This window comes from Caldanaerobacter subterraneus (assembly GCF_004345675.1).
Lineage (GTDB): Bacteria > Bacillota > Thermoanaerobacteria > Thermoanaerobacterales > Thermoanaerobacteraceae > Thermoanaerobacter > Thermoanaerobacter subterraneus.
Genome location: NZ_SLWU01000020.1, coordinates 32,400 through 46,252, shown reverse-complemented (window position 1 = coordinate 46,252; position 13,853 = coordinate 32,400). Strand labels below are relative to the sequence as shown.

The window sequence follows — 13,853 nt, the reverse complement described above, 5'->3', positions numbered from 1 at the left end:
TGGAGTTTTAAAGAAAATTTTATCCAGATATATACAGCCCCTGCTTTCGGTACTAAGAAAACAGGGGCTAAAATTTTGCTTTGTCAACAAACTGAATCTCCGGCTTTGCCGGAGATTTTATATTTAATCATATAACTGTGGGGTAAAAGCATATATTAGGAATGAGAATGAGGGACATAGCCAAAAGGAGGGAATAAAGTGGAAGGCTACGACATCTATAGAGACATTGCTGAGAGAACTCAGGGAGACATCTACATAGGAGTTGTTGGCCCTGTTAGAACAGGCAAGTCGACTTTTATTAAGCGTTTTATGGACATATTAGTGCTTCCTAACCTAGAAGAAGCTCCTTTAAAAGAAAGAATAAGGGATGAACTTCCTCAGAGCGCTGCTGGCAAAACAATTATGACTACAGAACCCAAGTTTGTTCCAGAAAAAGCAGTGGAAATAACTATAAACGAAAACACTAAGTTTAAAGTAAGGCTTGTGGATTGCGTTGGATACATGGTAAAAGGAGCGCTAGGCTACATGGAAGGAGACAAACCCAGGATGGTTTCTACCCCTTGGTATGACTACGAAATACCTTTTGAAGAGGCAGCGGAGATAGGGACAAGGAAAGTAATAAGCGACCATTCTACTATAGGGTTAGTAGTTACCACGGACGGAAGTATTACAGAAATACCGAGAGAAAATTACGTTCCTGCCGAGGAAAGGGTTATAAAAGAATTAAAAGAGCTAAACAAACCTTTTATAATTCTTCTCAATACCACTCATCCGCAGAATACAGAAACAATGAATTTAGCAAGTGAACTGGAGAAAAAGTACGATACACCTGTGATTGTAGTCAATGTGATGCAGATGGAGATTAAGGATATTTACAAAATTTTGGAAAAAGTGCTTTTTGAATTTCCAATCAGGGAAATTGCCATTGACCTTCCTACATGGGTGGATGCTCTTGATAAAAACCACTGGTTTAAAGAAAATGTGCTTTCTACGGTAAAAGAGAGCGTAAAAGATTTGTATAGGCTAAGAGATATTTCAAATCTTGTAGGCGGTCTTAAAGCAAATGAAAACTTTTCAGAGGTGTTTATAAAAAAGATTGCTCCCGGAGAGGGAAGCGCCAATATTGAGATTAAAACCCATGAAGGCTTATTTTTCAAAATTTTAAGTGATGAAAGCGGGCTTACAATCAAAAATGACAAAGAATTGATGAGTGTTATAAAAGAACTGGCACATGCAAAAAGACAGTACGATAGAATAAAAGAGGCATTTTTAAAGGCACAAGAGACAGGAGTAGGGGTAGTTCCTGCGAGTTTAGAGGAGATGAAATTTGAAAAGCCTGAAATAGTGAGGCAAGGTGGAAGATTTGCGGTAAGGCTTAAAGCTTCTGCACCTTCCTATCATATTTTCCGCACAGATATAACAGCAGAAGTGACACCTGTAGTAGGTACAGAAAAGCAAAGCGAAGACTTTGTAAAATACATAACAGAGCAGTTTGAAAATGCCCCAGAAAAAATCTGGGAATCCAACATATTTGGAAAGACATTGAGCGATCTTGTAAAAGAAGGTATGCAAAACAAAGTAAGTGCAATTCCTGAAAATTTAAGTCATAAATTGAGAGATACGTTGGAGAGAGTAGTGAATGACAGTGGCGGAGGAATAATATTCATAATCATCTAAACAAAAAGACCACTTACGTGTGAGTAAGTGGTCTTTTTTTCACTGGTCTGAGTGGGGGGACTTGAACCCCCGGCCTCCAGAACCCCATTCTGGCGCGCTACCAGCTGCGCCACACCCAGACATTCTCTGGTCTACCTTTATTTTAGCTGAAAATGAGGAAAAAATCAAGAGTTTATTTTTTCTGGCCCGTGTCAAGATTTTGTAGGTAAAAATTTTTTGTGGACAACCTTACCGCTAAAAATTTATAAGTTTAAATTAGTGATTTATATATATATTACTATTTATGTTAAATTATTACTTTGACAAAGCGTAAAGATCTTTTCTCCTTTTTCTTGCTTTTTAATGTAAAATAATGGAACTATACTCCTTCCGAGGAACCACATAAGGCCAAGGCTTCTTGTTGTAGATGAAATAGGATATTTGCCTTTAGACAACCTTGGAGCAAATCTCTTTTTTCAGCTGATAAGTGCACGGTATGAGAGAGGGAGCATAATACTTACAAGCAATAAAGGATTTGGGGAATGGGGTGAACTAATGGGGGATCCGGTTCTTGCAACTGCGGCTTTGGACAGATTGCTGCACCATGCTCATATAATCAACATAAGAGGTAACAGCTATCGTTTAAAGGATAGATTAAAGACTGGTCTTTACGGTAGTCCAAACATTAAAGCTTAATTAAAAAAACGCAGGGTGGGTCAATTTAAAACCGTTGAAAATGGGTCAATTTTAATCCGCTATTGACACTTTCAAATTATTAACCCCTTCACTTATCGCCGGGTTGTTATTTATTATATCATGCTTAAATGTTATGAATCCGCATAATTTTCAAGGTAGCGAAGGTCTTTTATTATAATCTTTTTTCCATCTATCTCAATTAAACCTTCTTTTTTCAACTTATTTAGTCCTTTTGTAACAGTTACTCTATCACATCCTATTAAATTAGCAATATCCTCATGGGTTAAAGGGATGTCTATTATATAACCTTTTTCTATTTTCTTACCTTCCTGATAAAACACTCTAATTAGAAAATCGCATAGTCTTCCCATTGAATCTTTGAAAATCAAATCACTCATTTGCATAGTAACAATTCTGAATTTTCTGCTCATGCTATGAGCAATATATTTATACATCGTAGGATTTGTTTTCAGCATAGAATTTAATTTATCTTCAAAAATAATAGATATTTCACTATCTTTTATAGCTTGACCTTCAATTAAATCAAATCCTCCTCCTAAATAAGAAAATTCCCCAAATATCTCCCCTGGCTGCAACAAATAAAGAACTTTTATCTTCCCATTTTTATTTGAAATAAATTGCTTTATCAACCCTTTCGTTATTATGGCAATATATGTTTTGTCACAATCAATTGTTATAGTTTCATTTTTCAAAAAACTCTTTTTATATCCCTCTATAGCTATATTAAGGAAAAATTTTCTCATATCTTTCTGTCGATTTATATCAAACATTTCGTTATATACCGAACTTATAGTCATCCCCTTTCAGCTCCTCATTTCTTTTCTGTTTGGAACAATAAAAATTACACCAACAATTTTGCTATTTTTACAATATGTGTAATTAAAAAGTTAACCTTTAAAATTAATTATACTATCTTTAAAATTGCATTTCTATATTTTGACCTTTATAGGTTTTCTATATCTAAATATCTAAAAGGCATGGAGCATAAAAATCTCCATGCCTAACATAGTTTCATCTCTTTAATAAAAATGTTCTCCAGTCACCTGTTTCGATATAAATATGAGGTTCTCTTTTTATGTCTTTTTTATATACATAAACATCAATATACTCTTTTTCGCCATTCTCATAAAATACTTCTCTTTTTTCTCTTAAATACATAATTTCATGCTTATCTCCAAAATATAACTCTAACTCATCAATACTTGACAAAACATTGCCATCATCATAGAAAGTAATAATCTCCCCCCATATTTTTTCTTTCCCTTCAATTAAAGCAGGACAACTTTCCCGTATCAGGTGATAGAGATTGCCGTAAGTATATCCTTTCTTTATCTCTTTAACTTTATCTTTTAAATATTTGTTGTAATTTTCAAAACCTCTCATTAAAGTTCCATATACAAATAGTTTTTTCACTTCTCCCAAATAACTGCTATCTACTTTTTTTACAACTTTTTACAATTACTTTTATAGCAGTTTCTATAGCTTTAACCATATCCCCTAAAGACATGGAAGGAGTAGAAGGCTTATTCAAAACTTGCACTGGCAAATAAGGTATGTGAATAAAGCCCGCTTTAATGTTTAATTTGTTTTTGTGAATGTAATTTAGAATTCCATACATTAGATGATTGCACACATACGTACCTGCTGTATTGGAAATTGATGCCGGTATATTTTCTTTCTTTATCTCTTCCACTATCTCTTTTATTGGAATAGTGGCAAAATAAGCTGGAGCTCCTTCAGGGTCAATCGGTGTATCAATTGGCTGCTGTCCTATATTATCTGGAATTCTAGCATCATCGATATTGATGGCTACTCTCTCCACACTTATATCATATCGTCCTCCAGCTTGTCCAATACTTAAAACTGCATCCGGATTAACTTCCTTTATTTTTTCTATTGCCTTCTCAACAGAGAGATAAAAAACAGTAGGAACTTGAATCTTAACTATCTCCGCACCTTCTATATTATCTTTTAAGTTTTTTAATACTTCATAAGAAGGATTAATACTTTCCCCACCAAAAGGATCAAAAGCTGTTACAAGTATTTTCATTACCACATCACCCTTTCATAAAAATATTAAAATGCCCAAACATACATTAGTACTATGTGAATAATGAGCATGGCAATAGCTACAGGAACTTGATATTTTATAACTCCATATTTCTTATCTTCCATTTCCAATATTGCAGTCGGAACTATGTTAAAATTTGCCGCCATTGGTGTCATTAAAGTTCCACAATATCCTGCTGTCATACCTAAGGCCGCTACTATCACAGGATTCCCTCCTTGAGCTATTACAAAAGGAATTCCGATACCTGCTGTAATAACTGCAAAAGCTGCAAAAGCATTGCCCATTATCATGGTAAATAAAGCCATTCCTACGCAATAAGCAATTACTCCTAAAAGTATATTACCTTGAGGAATGACAGTCTTTATTCCACTTGCAATCACATCGCCTACTCCTGCAGCGGTAAAAATAGCCCCTAGAGCAGCAAGCAATTGTGGTAAAATGCTTACAGGTCCTACTACTTCAAGTAACCTCCTACCATCATCAGCCATTTCTTTAACTTTCCCTTTCGTAATAACTAATGCCAAAATTGCAGCTACTACAGTTGATATCCAAAAAGCCACAAGAGAACCCAGTTGTTTAGTCCATATTTGGGCAACAATAAACGCAACAATACCAAGAGCCAAGGCTGGAACAAAGATTAAATTGCCAATTTTTTGTGACATTTGTTGTTTAAATTCTGAGGTTGATTCGTCAAATTTTCCAATTTTGACTAACCGAAATGCAGATAACAGAGTCAATATAATAACCATGTATCCTGTATAGATATCAGGTATATAAATGTTTTTATTACCCCACAATAAGCCTATTCGGCTAAATGTAAAAATTATTCCTAATAATCCCCAAAATAAAGCAGTAGGAATTTTTGAAGGATGACTTTTTTCTTTTAGTGTAGCATACACCGAGTAAAAACAAACTATGCCCATCATAATGTATAGGATTTCAGTTAAAGCATCCTTAAGCATCAACACTCCTCCTTCCTAAGCATTCTGCCTATTTTCTTTTTTAGGCCTTGTTTTTATTCCATATTTTTGGTCAAATTTTCTGTCATAATAGAAAAACTGCAAACTACCAACTACCATTATTATTAACGCGATAGGTATTGACGCTTTTGCAATATCTATAGCTTCTACAGTATAGTTTAATTCTTTTAATACGCCAACAATTAACAAAACTCCTCCTGCTGCAACAAAAGCATTCTGCCCAAAGAAATTGCCATAGTTTTCTACTGCAGCTTCTAATCCCTTAATTGTTTCATGGTCTTCGCTTTTTATTTCGCCATATCTATTCATTGCTGCCCCTTCTGCCATAGGTAGTATCAAAGGTCGTATAAATTGTACATGTCCGCCAAGCCTTAAGCCGAACATCGCTGATAATGTTCTAAGTACTAGATATAAAGCAGTTACTTTCCCCACTGTAGCTGCTTTTATTTTCCCTATTACATATGCAGCTCTTTCACGGAGGCCATACCTTTCAAGGATTCCAATTACAGGCAATGAGACAATAAATATAGACATATACCTATTCTCTACAAAAGCTTTCCCTAAAATTTCTACAATTTTAGGAAAAGGCAATCCTGCCACCAGGCCAGTCACAATACCAGCAATTAAAACCACTGCTAAAGTATCGAGCTTTAAGATAAATCCCACAATAATGATTAAAATACCAATTAACTTAATCATAAACTACCCCCTTTAAAATGGATTTATTTTTTTATAATTATATCAACAATACATAAATAAAACTGTAGTCACGGCTACAATTTGCCCGTGTCAAGATTTTGTAGGTAAAAAATTTTTTGTAGCCGACCTCACCGCTAATAACCTATAAGCTTGATTAGTAATTTATATATATTCCATTTATGTTAAATTATTACTTTAACAAAAACACAAATATCTTTTCTTTCTTTGCTTTTCTTAATGTAAAATAATAGAACTATACTCCTTCCTCAAATATCTACTGCCAAACCTTTGTGCTCGTGTTATTTCCTTTAAAATGTATTTTATCCATGGCTTGCTCGCAGATGGACCTTCCAGTATATGTCTCTTCGTCATACCACAGGACCTCTAGCAAGTTCTTCTGCAAGTGATAGGGATTTAGTCTATATTCTGCTTCGTTTTCCTTTACTATTTTCATTAAAATCTTGAACCAAAAGCAGGATTATACCCACTACACTATGTGTCGAATATCTAATAATATATCGGACCTTACCTTCCTTTTGTTTTGATTTTTGGTTTTTTCCCGGTGAGGTCTTTTTTTCTACATTAATACCTCATTTTTTCTGCTTTGTCACGTACTGAAATTTCACACTATCAAGCAAATGTGCGAAAAAGCACATTAAGAAATGTGTAGTGCACACTGAAATGGAAAATTAGCCTATCAATTTAGTAGAATTAAAACAGTAAAAGAGCAGAAGAGATGGCACAAAAATTGCAAAGGGTACAATGTAGAATAAAGATGAGGGGGTAATGATTATGTACAGAGTGGATATAAATAGCGATATTGGAGAGAGTTTTGGAGCTTATAAAATAGGAATGGATGAAGAGGTAGTCAAATATATTTCTTCTGCCAATATTGCATGTGGCTTTCATGCAGGAGATCCAATGGTAATGGCTTTGACTGTTGACCGTTGCTTAAAAAATGTGGTTTCAATAGGGGCACATCCTGGTTTTCCTGATTTGCTAGGGTTTGGAAGGAGAAATTTGGACGCTTCTTCAGAAGAAATAAAAAATTACGTTATATATCAAATAGGAGCATTACAGGCTTTTGCTGCAATCAGAGGTACAAAATTACAGCATGTAAAGGCTCATGGAGCTCTTTATAACATGGCAGCAGTGGATGAAAAAATTGCCATGGCAATTGCAGAAGCTATAGCTTCTGTAGACAGAAATTTAATATGTGTTGGAATGGCAAATACAGCGATGGAAAGAGCAGCAGAGAAGGTTGGATTGAGATTTGCATATGAGGTCTTTGCAGATAGAAATATAAATCCAGATGGCACTCTAGTTTCTAGAAAACATCCCAATGCCATAATCCACGATGAAGAATTGGCTTGCAAGAGAGTCTTGAGGATGGTAAAGGAAGGGGGTTGTGAGGCAATAGATGGGACTTTGGTAAAAGTAAAGGTTGACACTATATGTGTACACGGTGATAATCCGCAGGCTGTGGAGTTTGCAAAAAAGATAAGGGAAACTTTAGAAGAAAACGGAGTAGACATACTTCCAATGGGCGAATTTGTATAAAGTGAGGAGTTGATATAGATGTACGAAAAACCCCGAATATTGCCTTTTGGCGACAAAGGAATTGTAGTTGAGTTTGGAAATGAAATAACCGTCGAATGCAATGAAAAAGTTGTAAATCTTTATCGAATATTAAAGAAAGAGAGTAGACAAGGAATAATTTCTATGATTCCCACATATAGGTCTCTCCTTGTAAAGTACAATCCTTTACAGATTTCCTACAATGAGCTGATAAAATATGTTTCAGAAAAAATGGATAAAGAAGTAGAAATAAAAGAGGAATTTAAACCGCAGGTGTACGAAATACCAGTGGTATACGGGGGAGAATTTGGGCCTGACCTTGAATTTGTAGCTAAACACAATAATTTATCTATTGAAGAAGTAATAGCAATTCACAGCGCTCCACTTTACAGAATTTATATGGTAGGTTTTACTATGGGATTTGCATATTTAGGTGGAATGTCCGAAAAAATTGCTACACCGCGCCTTGAGACTCCTCGCACAGAAATAAAGGCAGGGTCCGTGGGGATTGCTGGGAATCAGACTGGGATTTATCCTCTTTCGAGTCCGGGAGGATGGCGAATAATAGGGAAAACTCCTGTGAGATTGTACGATCAGGAGAGAGAAAAGCCAATTTTATTTGAGGCAGGAAACTATATAAAGTTCATTCCCGTCTCTGAAGAGGAATATTACAAGATAGAAAAAGAAATACAAGAGGGTAAATATCAACTGCGCATTTACGAATATCTAAATCATAATCTGAGTGGGTGATAAAATGGAATGTTTTAAAGTATTAGAGCCGGGATTATTTACTACTATTCAAGATTTAGGTAGGTTTGGCTATGAGAGCCAGGGAGTTCCTACTTCTGGAGCAATGGACGAATTTGCTTTTAGGATAGCTAACAGACTTTTAGAAAATGAAGAAAATGATGCGTGTTTGGAAATTACTCTTGTGGGACCTACTTTAGAAGCATTAACTGATACTTTTGTAGCTGTGACAGGAGCAGAGATGCAACCTATGGTAAACGGTATACCAAGACCTATGTGGTCTTCTTTTCCTGTGCGAAAAGGGGATATTTTATCTTTTTCTCCTATTAAGTCAGGCTTAAGGTCATACCTTGCTGTTAAAGGCGGATTCAAAGGGGACTACGTGATGGGAAGTGTTTCTACGTATACCCGGGGTAAATTAGGAGGTATCAAGGGCAGGCGCTTAGAAAAAGGCGACATACTAGAAAAGAATCCTTCTCCTCAGGTGTTACTGCAGACAAGGAAAGTGCGTGAAGAGTACATTCCCTCTTACTCTTCTGAAGAGGAGGTAAGAGTGATATTAGGACCTCAGGATGATTATTTTGAAGAAGAAACTATAAAAGTGTTTTTAAGCTCGTCTTATGTCATCAGCAAAGATTCAGACAGAATGGGGTACAGATTAGAAGGACCTTTTCTTAAGGCGAAAGAGAGGTACGATATTATCTCAGACGGGCTTTTACCCGGAGCAGTCCAAGTACCTGCGAATGGCCAACCGATTGTAATTTTGAAAGATGCCCAGACTACGGGTGGATATACTAAAATCGCTACGGTTATTTCTCCAGATCTATCAAAAATAGCTCAGTTAAAACCAGGGGATAGAATTAGATTCAGGGTAATAACTTTGGAGGAGGCTCACAGGGCTTTGGAAGAGATAGAAAAATTAATAGAGAAGATAAAAACTTCCGCAAAAGAGATAAAGTACTTCACAGTAAGGGTGGATGAGGAAACTTTTGATGTGAGTGTAGAACCTTTTTGAGGAGTGAAATGAATGACAAAGGAAAATAGCGTGAAAAAGTTTAACATAATCCAAGAATGGTGCAAAGGCTGTGGGATCTGTGTGGAATTTTGCCCCAGAAAAGTTTTAGAGATAAAGAATGGCAAAGTCCATTTAATTGACGATGAAAAATGCATAAAATGCGGAATATGTGAAATGTACTGCCCTGATTATGCCATTTATGTTGAGGAGGAAGAGGGATAATTTGGTAGAGTGTTAGTAGGGAAGATTTTTAAAAAGCATGAGAAGATATTATAAAAAATAAGGTAAAAATTATGGTTAAAAATTTGGAAGTGGAATATGACAGGAAGGTATGAACAGATGCACTTAAGATTTATTTCTTCAATTTGAAGATGGTAATATCAATTGACAAAATTTCGGGATCTGGTTATTATGAAAGGGGTCCCGAAATTTTATTTTATAAAAACTGGGCAGGAGGAAGAAAAAATGAAGGAGATAAGCGTTGCTCATCTTGTAAAATCTGAGGACTTAAACCACCATGGTACGCTTTTTGCTGGAAGAATTGCGGAGTGGTTTGTGGAAGCCTGTTTTATAGCTGCTTGCGACCTCATAAAAAAGCCTGAAAATATAGTGTGTCTAAAGATACACGGGTTGGAATTTAGAAAGAGTGCTACAAAAGGGGATATAATAAAGATAAAGGCGAAGGTGGTTCTGACAGGAAGGTCCAGCATAAAAACTTACGCAAAAGTATACAAAAACGATGAAGAAGAACCTATACTTGAAGGTTTTGCTACATTCATTCATGTAGATGAAGAAGGGAAACCAGTACCTCACAACGTTGTACTGCCTGAGCCGGAAAATGAGGAAGAAATGAGATTAAGAGAAATAGCTGCTCAGCTAAGATAAAAAAGGAGGGGCGGACTTCTCACCCCTCCTTTGGCTATTAGAGGCTTAAGGTGTGTAGAGGTGGAAAGATGGTTTACGAGAGAAAATCTCTCCTTTTTACCATACTTACCACCTCCTGCACCCTTTGCCTACCTTCCACTTTAATAATTACAACAAAGGTCAGGGAAAGTCAAAGTCAAATAAATGAATTTGTTTGCGATTTTCCAGCAAAATTATTGAAAAACTACAGAAAATCTCTATTTTTCTTCTGTTTTCGCTTATTTACTCTTTCTTAATTGTATGTACAAAAATTTTATAATCCTTAAAAAATTATTGAAAAAGCGCAAGTTTAAGTGATATAATATTCATGGACAACGTTTTATGTGGGAAAATAAATAGAAGGGATGGGGATAGATGAAGACAATTATAAACACTGATGCTGCTCCAAAGGCTATAGGACCCTATTCACAGGCAGTTTTAGTAGATGGATTTTTATACACCGCAGGACAAATAGCTATTGACCCTGCCACAGGAGAAATGGTAGAGGCTGACATTGAAAAGCAGACAGAAAGAGTTTTGGAAAATATACGGGCCATCTTAAGAGCTGCAGGTATGGATTTTAACAACGTTATAAAGACCACTGTATTTGTCACAAATATGGCTGACTTTGCAAAGATTAATGAAATTTACGGAAGGTATTTTAAAGACAATCCTCCGGCCCGTTCACTGGTCGAAGTAAAAAGTCTGCCAAAAGGTGCTTTAATAGAGATAGAGGTAGTTGCTCATAAGTAAGAAACTGTTTTTCTGTCTTTTTAAACTGCTATTAAACGATTACAGGCTGGGGATAAAAATTTTAGGAGGGATTTCTGTGTACGATGATTTGACGAGAATGGCTGAGCCTTATAAGATCAAAATGGTGGAGCCGTTGAAAATTACCACGAGGGAAGAGAGAATAAGGCTTATCAAAGAAGCCGGGTATAACTTGTTTTTATTAAAATCTGACGACGTGTACATTGACCTTTTGACTGATAGCGGCACTGCTGCGATGAGCGATTATCAATGGGCAGGTATGATGCTGGGGGATGAATCTTACGCAGGAAGCAGAAACTATCAGCATTTGTGCGAAGTTGTTCAAGATATTTTTGGCTATAAGTACGTTGTGCCAACCCATCAAGGGCGCGGAGCCGAAAAGGTGTTGTTTCCTCTTCTCATAAAGAAGGGACAGTATGTACTTGGTAACATGCATTTTGATACCACAAAGGCCCATATTGAGCTAGCAGGCGGAATTGGTATAGACATGGTGATAAAGGAAGCTGAGGACACAGAAAACTACCATCCTTTTAAAGGAAATTTTGATGTTGAAGCTTTGGAAAATTTCATAAAAGAAAAAGGTGCTGAAAACATAGCTTTTATTTTAGCAACGGTGACCTGCAACAGTGCGGGTGGACAGCCTGTTTCAATGGAAAACATAAAAGAAGTGAGGAGAATTGCTGATAAGTACGGTATCAGGCTTTTCTTTGATGCAGCAAGATTTGCAGAGAATGCCTATTTCATAAAACAGAGAGAAAAAGGCTATGAAAACAAATCCATTAAAGAAATAGTAAGAGAAATGTTCTCCTACGGCGATGGCTTCACAATGTCTGCCAAAAAAGATGCGCTGGTAAACATTGGCGGCCTCATTGCCATAAAAGACGATGAAGAGCTCTTTACAAAGGTCAAGACGATGTTAATACCCATGGAGGGTTTTGTAACGTATGGCGGGCTCGCTGGGAGAGACATGGAGGCTATGGCGAGAGGCTTAGAAGAAGTTCTTGATGAAAATTACCTTGCTTGGAGAATAAATCAGGTAAAATATTTGGGGGACAAGTTGAGAGAGGCAGGCATACCGATTCAGTACCCGACTGGCGGTCATGCTGTATTTATAGATGGCAAAAAGTTTTTGCCTCACGTGCCTCAGGATCAATTTCCTTCCCACGCAATTTGCGTAGAACTTTATATAGAAGCAGGAATTAGGGCTGTAGAAGTAGGTGCTCTTCTAGCAGGAAGGGACCCAGAGACAGGTCAAAACAGGCTTCCAAAACTTGATTTTGTCCGACTTACCATTCCTAGGAGAGTTTACACGAACAGTCACATGGACGTGGTAGCAGAAGCAGTGAAGAGGGTATATGCTAGAAGAGACCAAATAAAGGGTTATAGGTTTGTATATGAACCTCCAATTTTGAGACATTTCACTGCTAGATTAGAGCCTGTAGAATGAGGATGGCGTTTGCCATCTTCTTTTTTTGTGATAAAATGAAAGAAGGAAAGTAGAGAAATTTATAGAATATTTATTGATAGGTGAGAAATTGTGAGGAGAAATATAATAAAAATATTAGCTTTTATGGTTATTTTAGCATATGCAGGAAAATCTGTGGTCAGCGTTTACACTGAAAAGAAAGACACTGCAACTGTTACGTACGGAAATGTCATTTTGGGTTTTAATACAAAAGCTTACATAATTAAAGATGAGATGATAATCAAAGCTCCTTTTGATGGCAGAGTGGAAAAACTGGTGAAGGAAGGGGAAAGAGTTTCAAAAGGGCGCGCTATTTTGAAAATATATTCTTCTTCCTTTGATGAGGAAAAGTTAAGACAGCTGGAAGCAGTGGAGAGTGAATTAAAAAAGCAGGATACAAATATCCCCTTTTACAAAGACCTTCAAAAGATTGATGAGATGATAAAAAAAGAGCAGGATAATTACAAGGAGGCTTTGAAAAAAGATGCGGAGCTTGCAAAGAAAATTTTAAGGAGAATAGATAGTTTAAAGGCTAAGAAAGAAGAGATTTTGAAAAAAGGGCCTCTAGTGCTTCAAAACATTGAAAGTTTGAAGGAGCAAAAGGAATACCTTGAGAAGTACATATCTGACAACACTGTTACCATAAATTCTCCTGAGGCTGGAATTATAAGCTACACTTTTGAAGGAGTGGAGGACATTTTAAACACAAAGAACATGTTTGATTTAAAAATACCAAAGCTTTCTAATTTGGTTTTCGAAAATAAAGAGGTGAGTGGGGAAGTCAAAGAAGGACAACCTGTTGTTAAAATAGTAGATAATTTTGACTGGTATTTAGCTGTGATTTTAGAGGATAAACAGGCAAGTCTTCTTAAGGAAGAGAGCGGAATAAAAATTTTATTTTCTGATTATCCCAATGAAATGCGGGGAAGAGTTATAAAAGTCTACAAGGGTGACGATAAATTATATGTAGGTATAATAAAGATGATAGATGAATATCCTGATTTTTACAAAAAGTCGAAGGTAGATGTAGAGATAAAATTGAAAGAGTGTTGGGGGTTGAAAATACCTGTTTCAGCGATTGTTGTTGAAAATGGGAAAGAAGGCGTGTGGGTGCTTAAAGATAGGACTTCTAAACCTGTGTTTAAAGAGATAGAGATTGAAATTTCTGATGGAAGCTATGCTATTGTAAAGGGGTTGAAGATTTACGATAGAGTTTTGCTCAAAAAAGAGAGGAATAGGGGGGATTAAAAA

At 36.2% G+C, this 13,853-nt stretch carries 15 protein-coding genes, 1 tRNA gene and 1 pseudogene; 10 read left to right on the top strand and 7 right to left on the bottom strand.

Features of this window, described 5'->3' with window-relative positions:
- Nucleotides 1–198 precede the first annotated feature (198 nt).
- Entirely contained in the window at nt 199–1,677 is a 1,479-nt protein-coding gene (spoIVA, locus tag EV203_RS09625; RefSeq protein WP_132040291.1) for a stage IV sporulation protein A, read from the top strand.
- 43 nt (nt 1,678–1,720) lie between these two features.
- Here spoIVA and EV203_RS09620 read toward each other — a convergent pair.
- Nucleotides 1,721–1,796: transfer RNA gene (locus EV203_RS09620), tRNA-Pro, on the bottom strand.
- A 253-nt stretch (nt 1,797–2,049) separates the two neighbouring features.
- Here EV203_RS09620 and EV203_RS09615 point away from each other — a divergent pair.
- Nucleotides 2,050–2,352, top strand: a pseudogene (locus EV203_RS09615) (ATP-binding protein); the annotation flags it as partial.
- Nucleotides 2,353–2,483: 131 nt separating this feature from the next.
- On the opposite strand, the gene EV203_RS09610 reads toward EV203_RS09615, so the two are convergent.
- From EV203_RS09610 to EV203_RS13430, 6 genes are all read right to left on the bottom strand, one after another.
- Nucleotides 2,484–3,170, bottom strand: coding sequence for a Crp/Fnr family transcriptional regulator (locus EV203_RS09610; RefSeq protein ID WP_009610358.1), 687 nt, complete (start codon nt 3,168–3,170; stop codon nt 2,484–2,486).
- 214 nt (nt 3,171–3,384) lie between these two features.
- On the bottom strand, nt 3,385–3,786 hold the full coding sequence (locus tag EV203_RS09605) for a gamma-glutamylcyclotransferase family protein (protein WP_011025844.1): 402 nt from the start codon (nt 3,784–3,786) through the stop codon (nt 3,385–3,387).
- A gap of 16 nt (nt 3,787–3,802) precedes the next feature.
- The gene (pcp, locus tag EV203_RS09600) at nt 3,803–4,423 is read right to left on the bottom strand and encodes a pyroglutamyl-peptidase I (RefSeq protein WP_009610337.1); all 621 of its coding nucleotides are present in this window, start codon (nt 4,421–4,423) and stop codon (nt 3,803–3,805) included.
- Between the two features lie 26 nt (nt 4,424–4,449).
- Nucleotides 4,450–5,406 (bottom strand): DUF979 domain-containing protein, encoded by a 957-nt coding sequence (locus tag EV203_RS09595; protein ID WP_009610357.1) that lies wholly within the window; start codon nt 5,404–5,406, stop codon nt 4,450–4,452.
- A 15-nt stretch (nt 5,407–5,421) separates the two neighbouring features.
- Nucleotides 5,422–6,123: a DUF969 domain-containing protein gene (locus tag EV203_RS09590; RefSeq protein WP_011025843.1), complete on the bottom strand. Its 702-nt coding sequence runs from the start codon at nt 6,121–6,123 to the stop codon at nt 5,422–5,424.
- Nucleotides 6,124–6,357: 234 nt separating this feature from the next.
- Nucleotides 6,358–6,495, bottom strand: coding sequence for a hypothetical protein (locus EV203_RS13430; protein ID WP_165911604.1), 138 nt, complete (start codon nt 6,493–6,495; stop codon nt 6,358–6,360).
- Nucleotides 6,496–6,915: 420 nt separating this feature from the next.
- On the opposite strand from EV203_RS13430, the gene EV203_RS09585 reads away from it, so the two are divergent.
- The 8 genes from EV203_RS09585 (at nt 6,916) to EV203_RS09550 (ending at nt 13,850) form a co-directional block, all read left to right on the top strand.
- A complete protein-coding gene (locus EV203_RS09585) occupies nt 6,916–7,683 on the top strand; it encodes a LamB/YcsF family protein (protein ID WP_207910882.1) in 768 nt (255 codons plus the stop codon).
- Nucleotides 7,684–7,701: 18 nt separating this feature from the next.
- Entirely contained in the window at nt 7,702–8,451 is a 750-nt protein-coding gene (gene pxpB / locus EV203_RS09580; protein WP_132040289.1) for a 5-oxoprolinase subunit PxpB, read from the top strand.
- Between the two features lie 4 nt (nt 8,452–8,455).
- Nucleotides 8,456–9,463: a 5-oxoprolinase subunit C family protein gene (locus tag EV203_RS09575; protein ID WP_009610353.1), complete on the top strand. Its 1,008-nt coding sequence runs from the start codon at nt 8,456–8,458 to the stop codon at nt 9,461–9,463.
- Nucleotides 9,464–9,475: 12 nt separating this feature from the next.
- Nucleotides 9,476–9,685 (top strand): indolepyruvate ferredoxin oxidoreductase subunit alpha, encoded by a 210-nt coding sequence (locus EV203_RS09570; RefSeq protein ID WP_011025839.1) that lies wholly within the window; start codon nt 9,476–9,478, stop codon nt 9,683–9,685.
- A 243-nt stretch (nt 9,686–9,928) separates the two neighbouring features.
- Nucleotides 9,929–10,348: an acyl-CoA thioesterase gene (locus EV203_RS09565; RefSeq protein WP_011025838.1), complete on the top strand. Its 420-nt coding sequence runs from the start codon at nt 9,929–9,931 to the stop codon at nt 10,346–10,348.
- Nucleotides 10,349–10,741: 393 nt separating this feature from the next.
- Nucleotides 10,742–11,119, top strand: a complete 378-nt coding sequence (locus tag EV203_RS09560; protein ID WP_011025837.1) for a RidA family protein — start codon at nt 10,742–10,744, stop codon at nt 11,117–11,119.
- Between the two features lie 76 nt (nt 11,120–11,195).
- A complete protein-coding gene (locus EV203_RS09555) occupies nt 11,196–12,584 on the top strand; it encodes a tryptophanase (protein ID WP_207910881.1) in 1,389 nt (462 codons plus the stop codon).
- A gap of 123 nt (nt 12,585–12,707) precedes the next feature.
- Complete coding sequence (locus EV203_RS09550; protein ID WP_132040293.1) at nt 12,708–13,850, top strand: HlyD family efflux transporter periplasmic adaptor subunit; 1,143 nt, start codon at nt 12,708–12,710, stop codon at nt 13,848–13,850.
- The last annotated feature ends 3 nt before the right edge of the window (nt 13,851–13,853 follow it).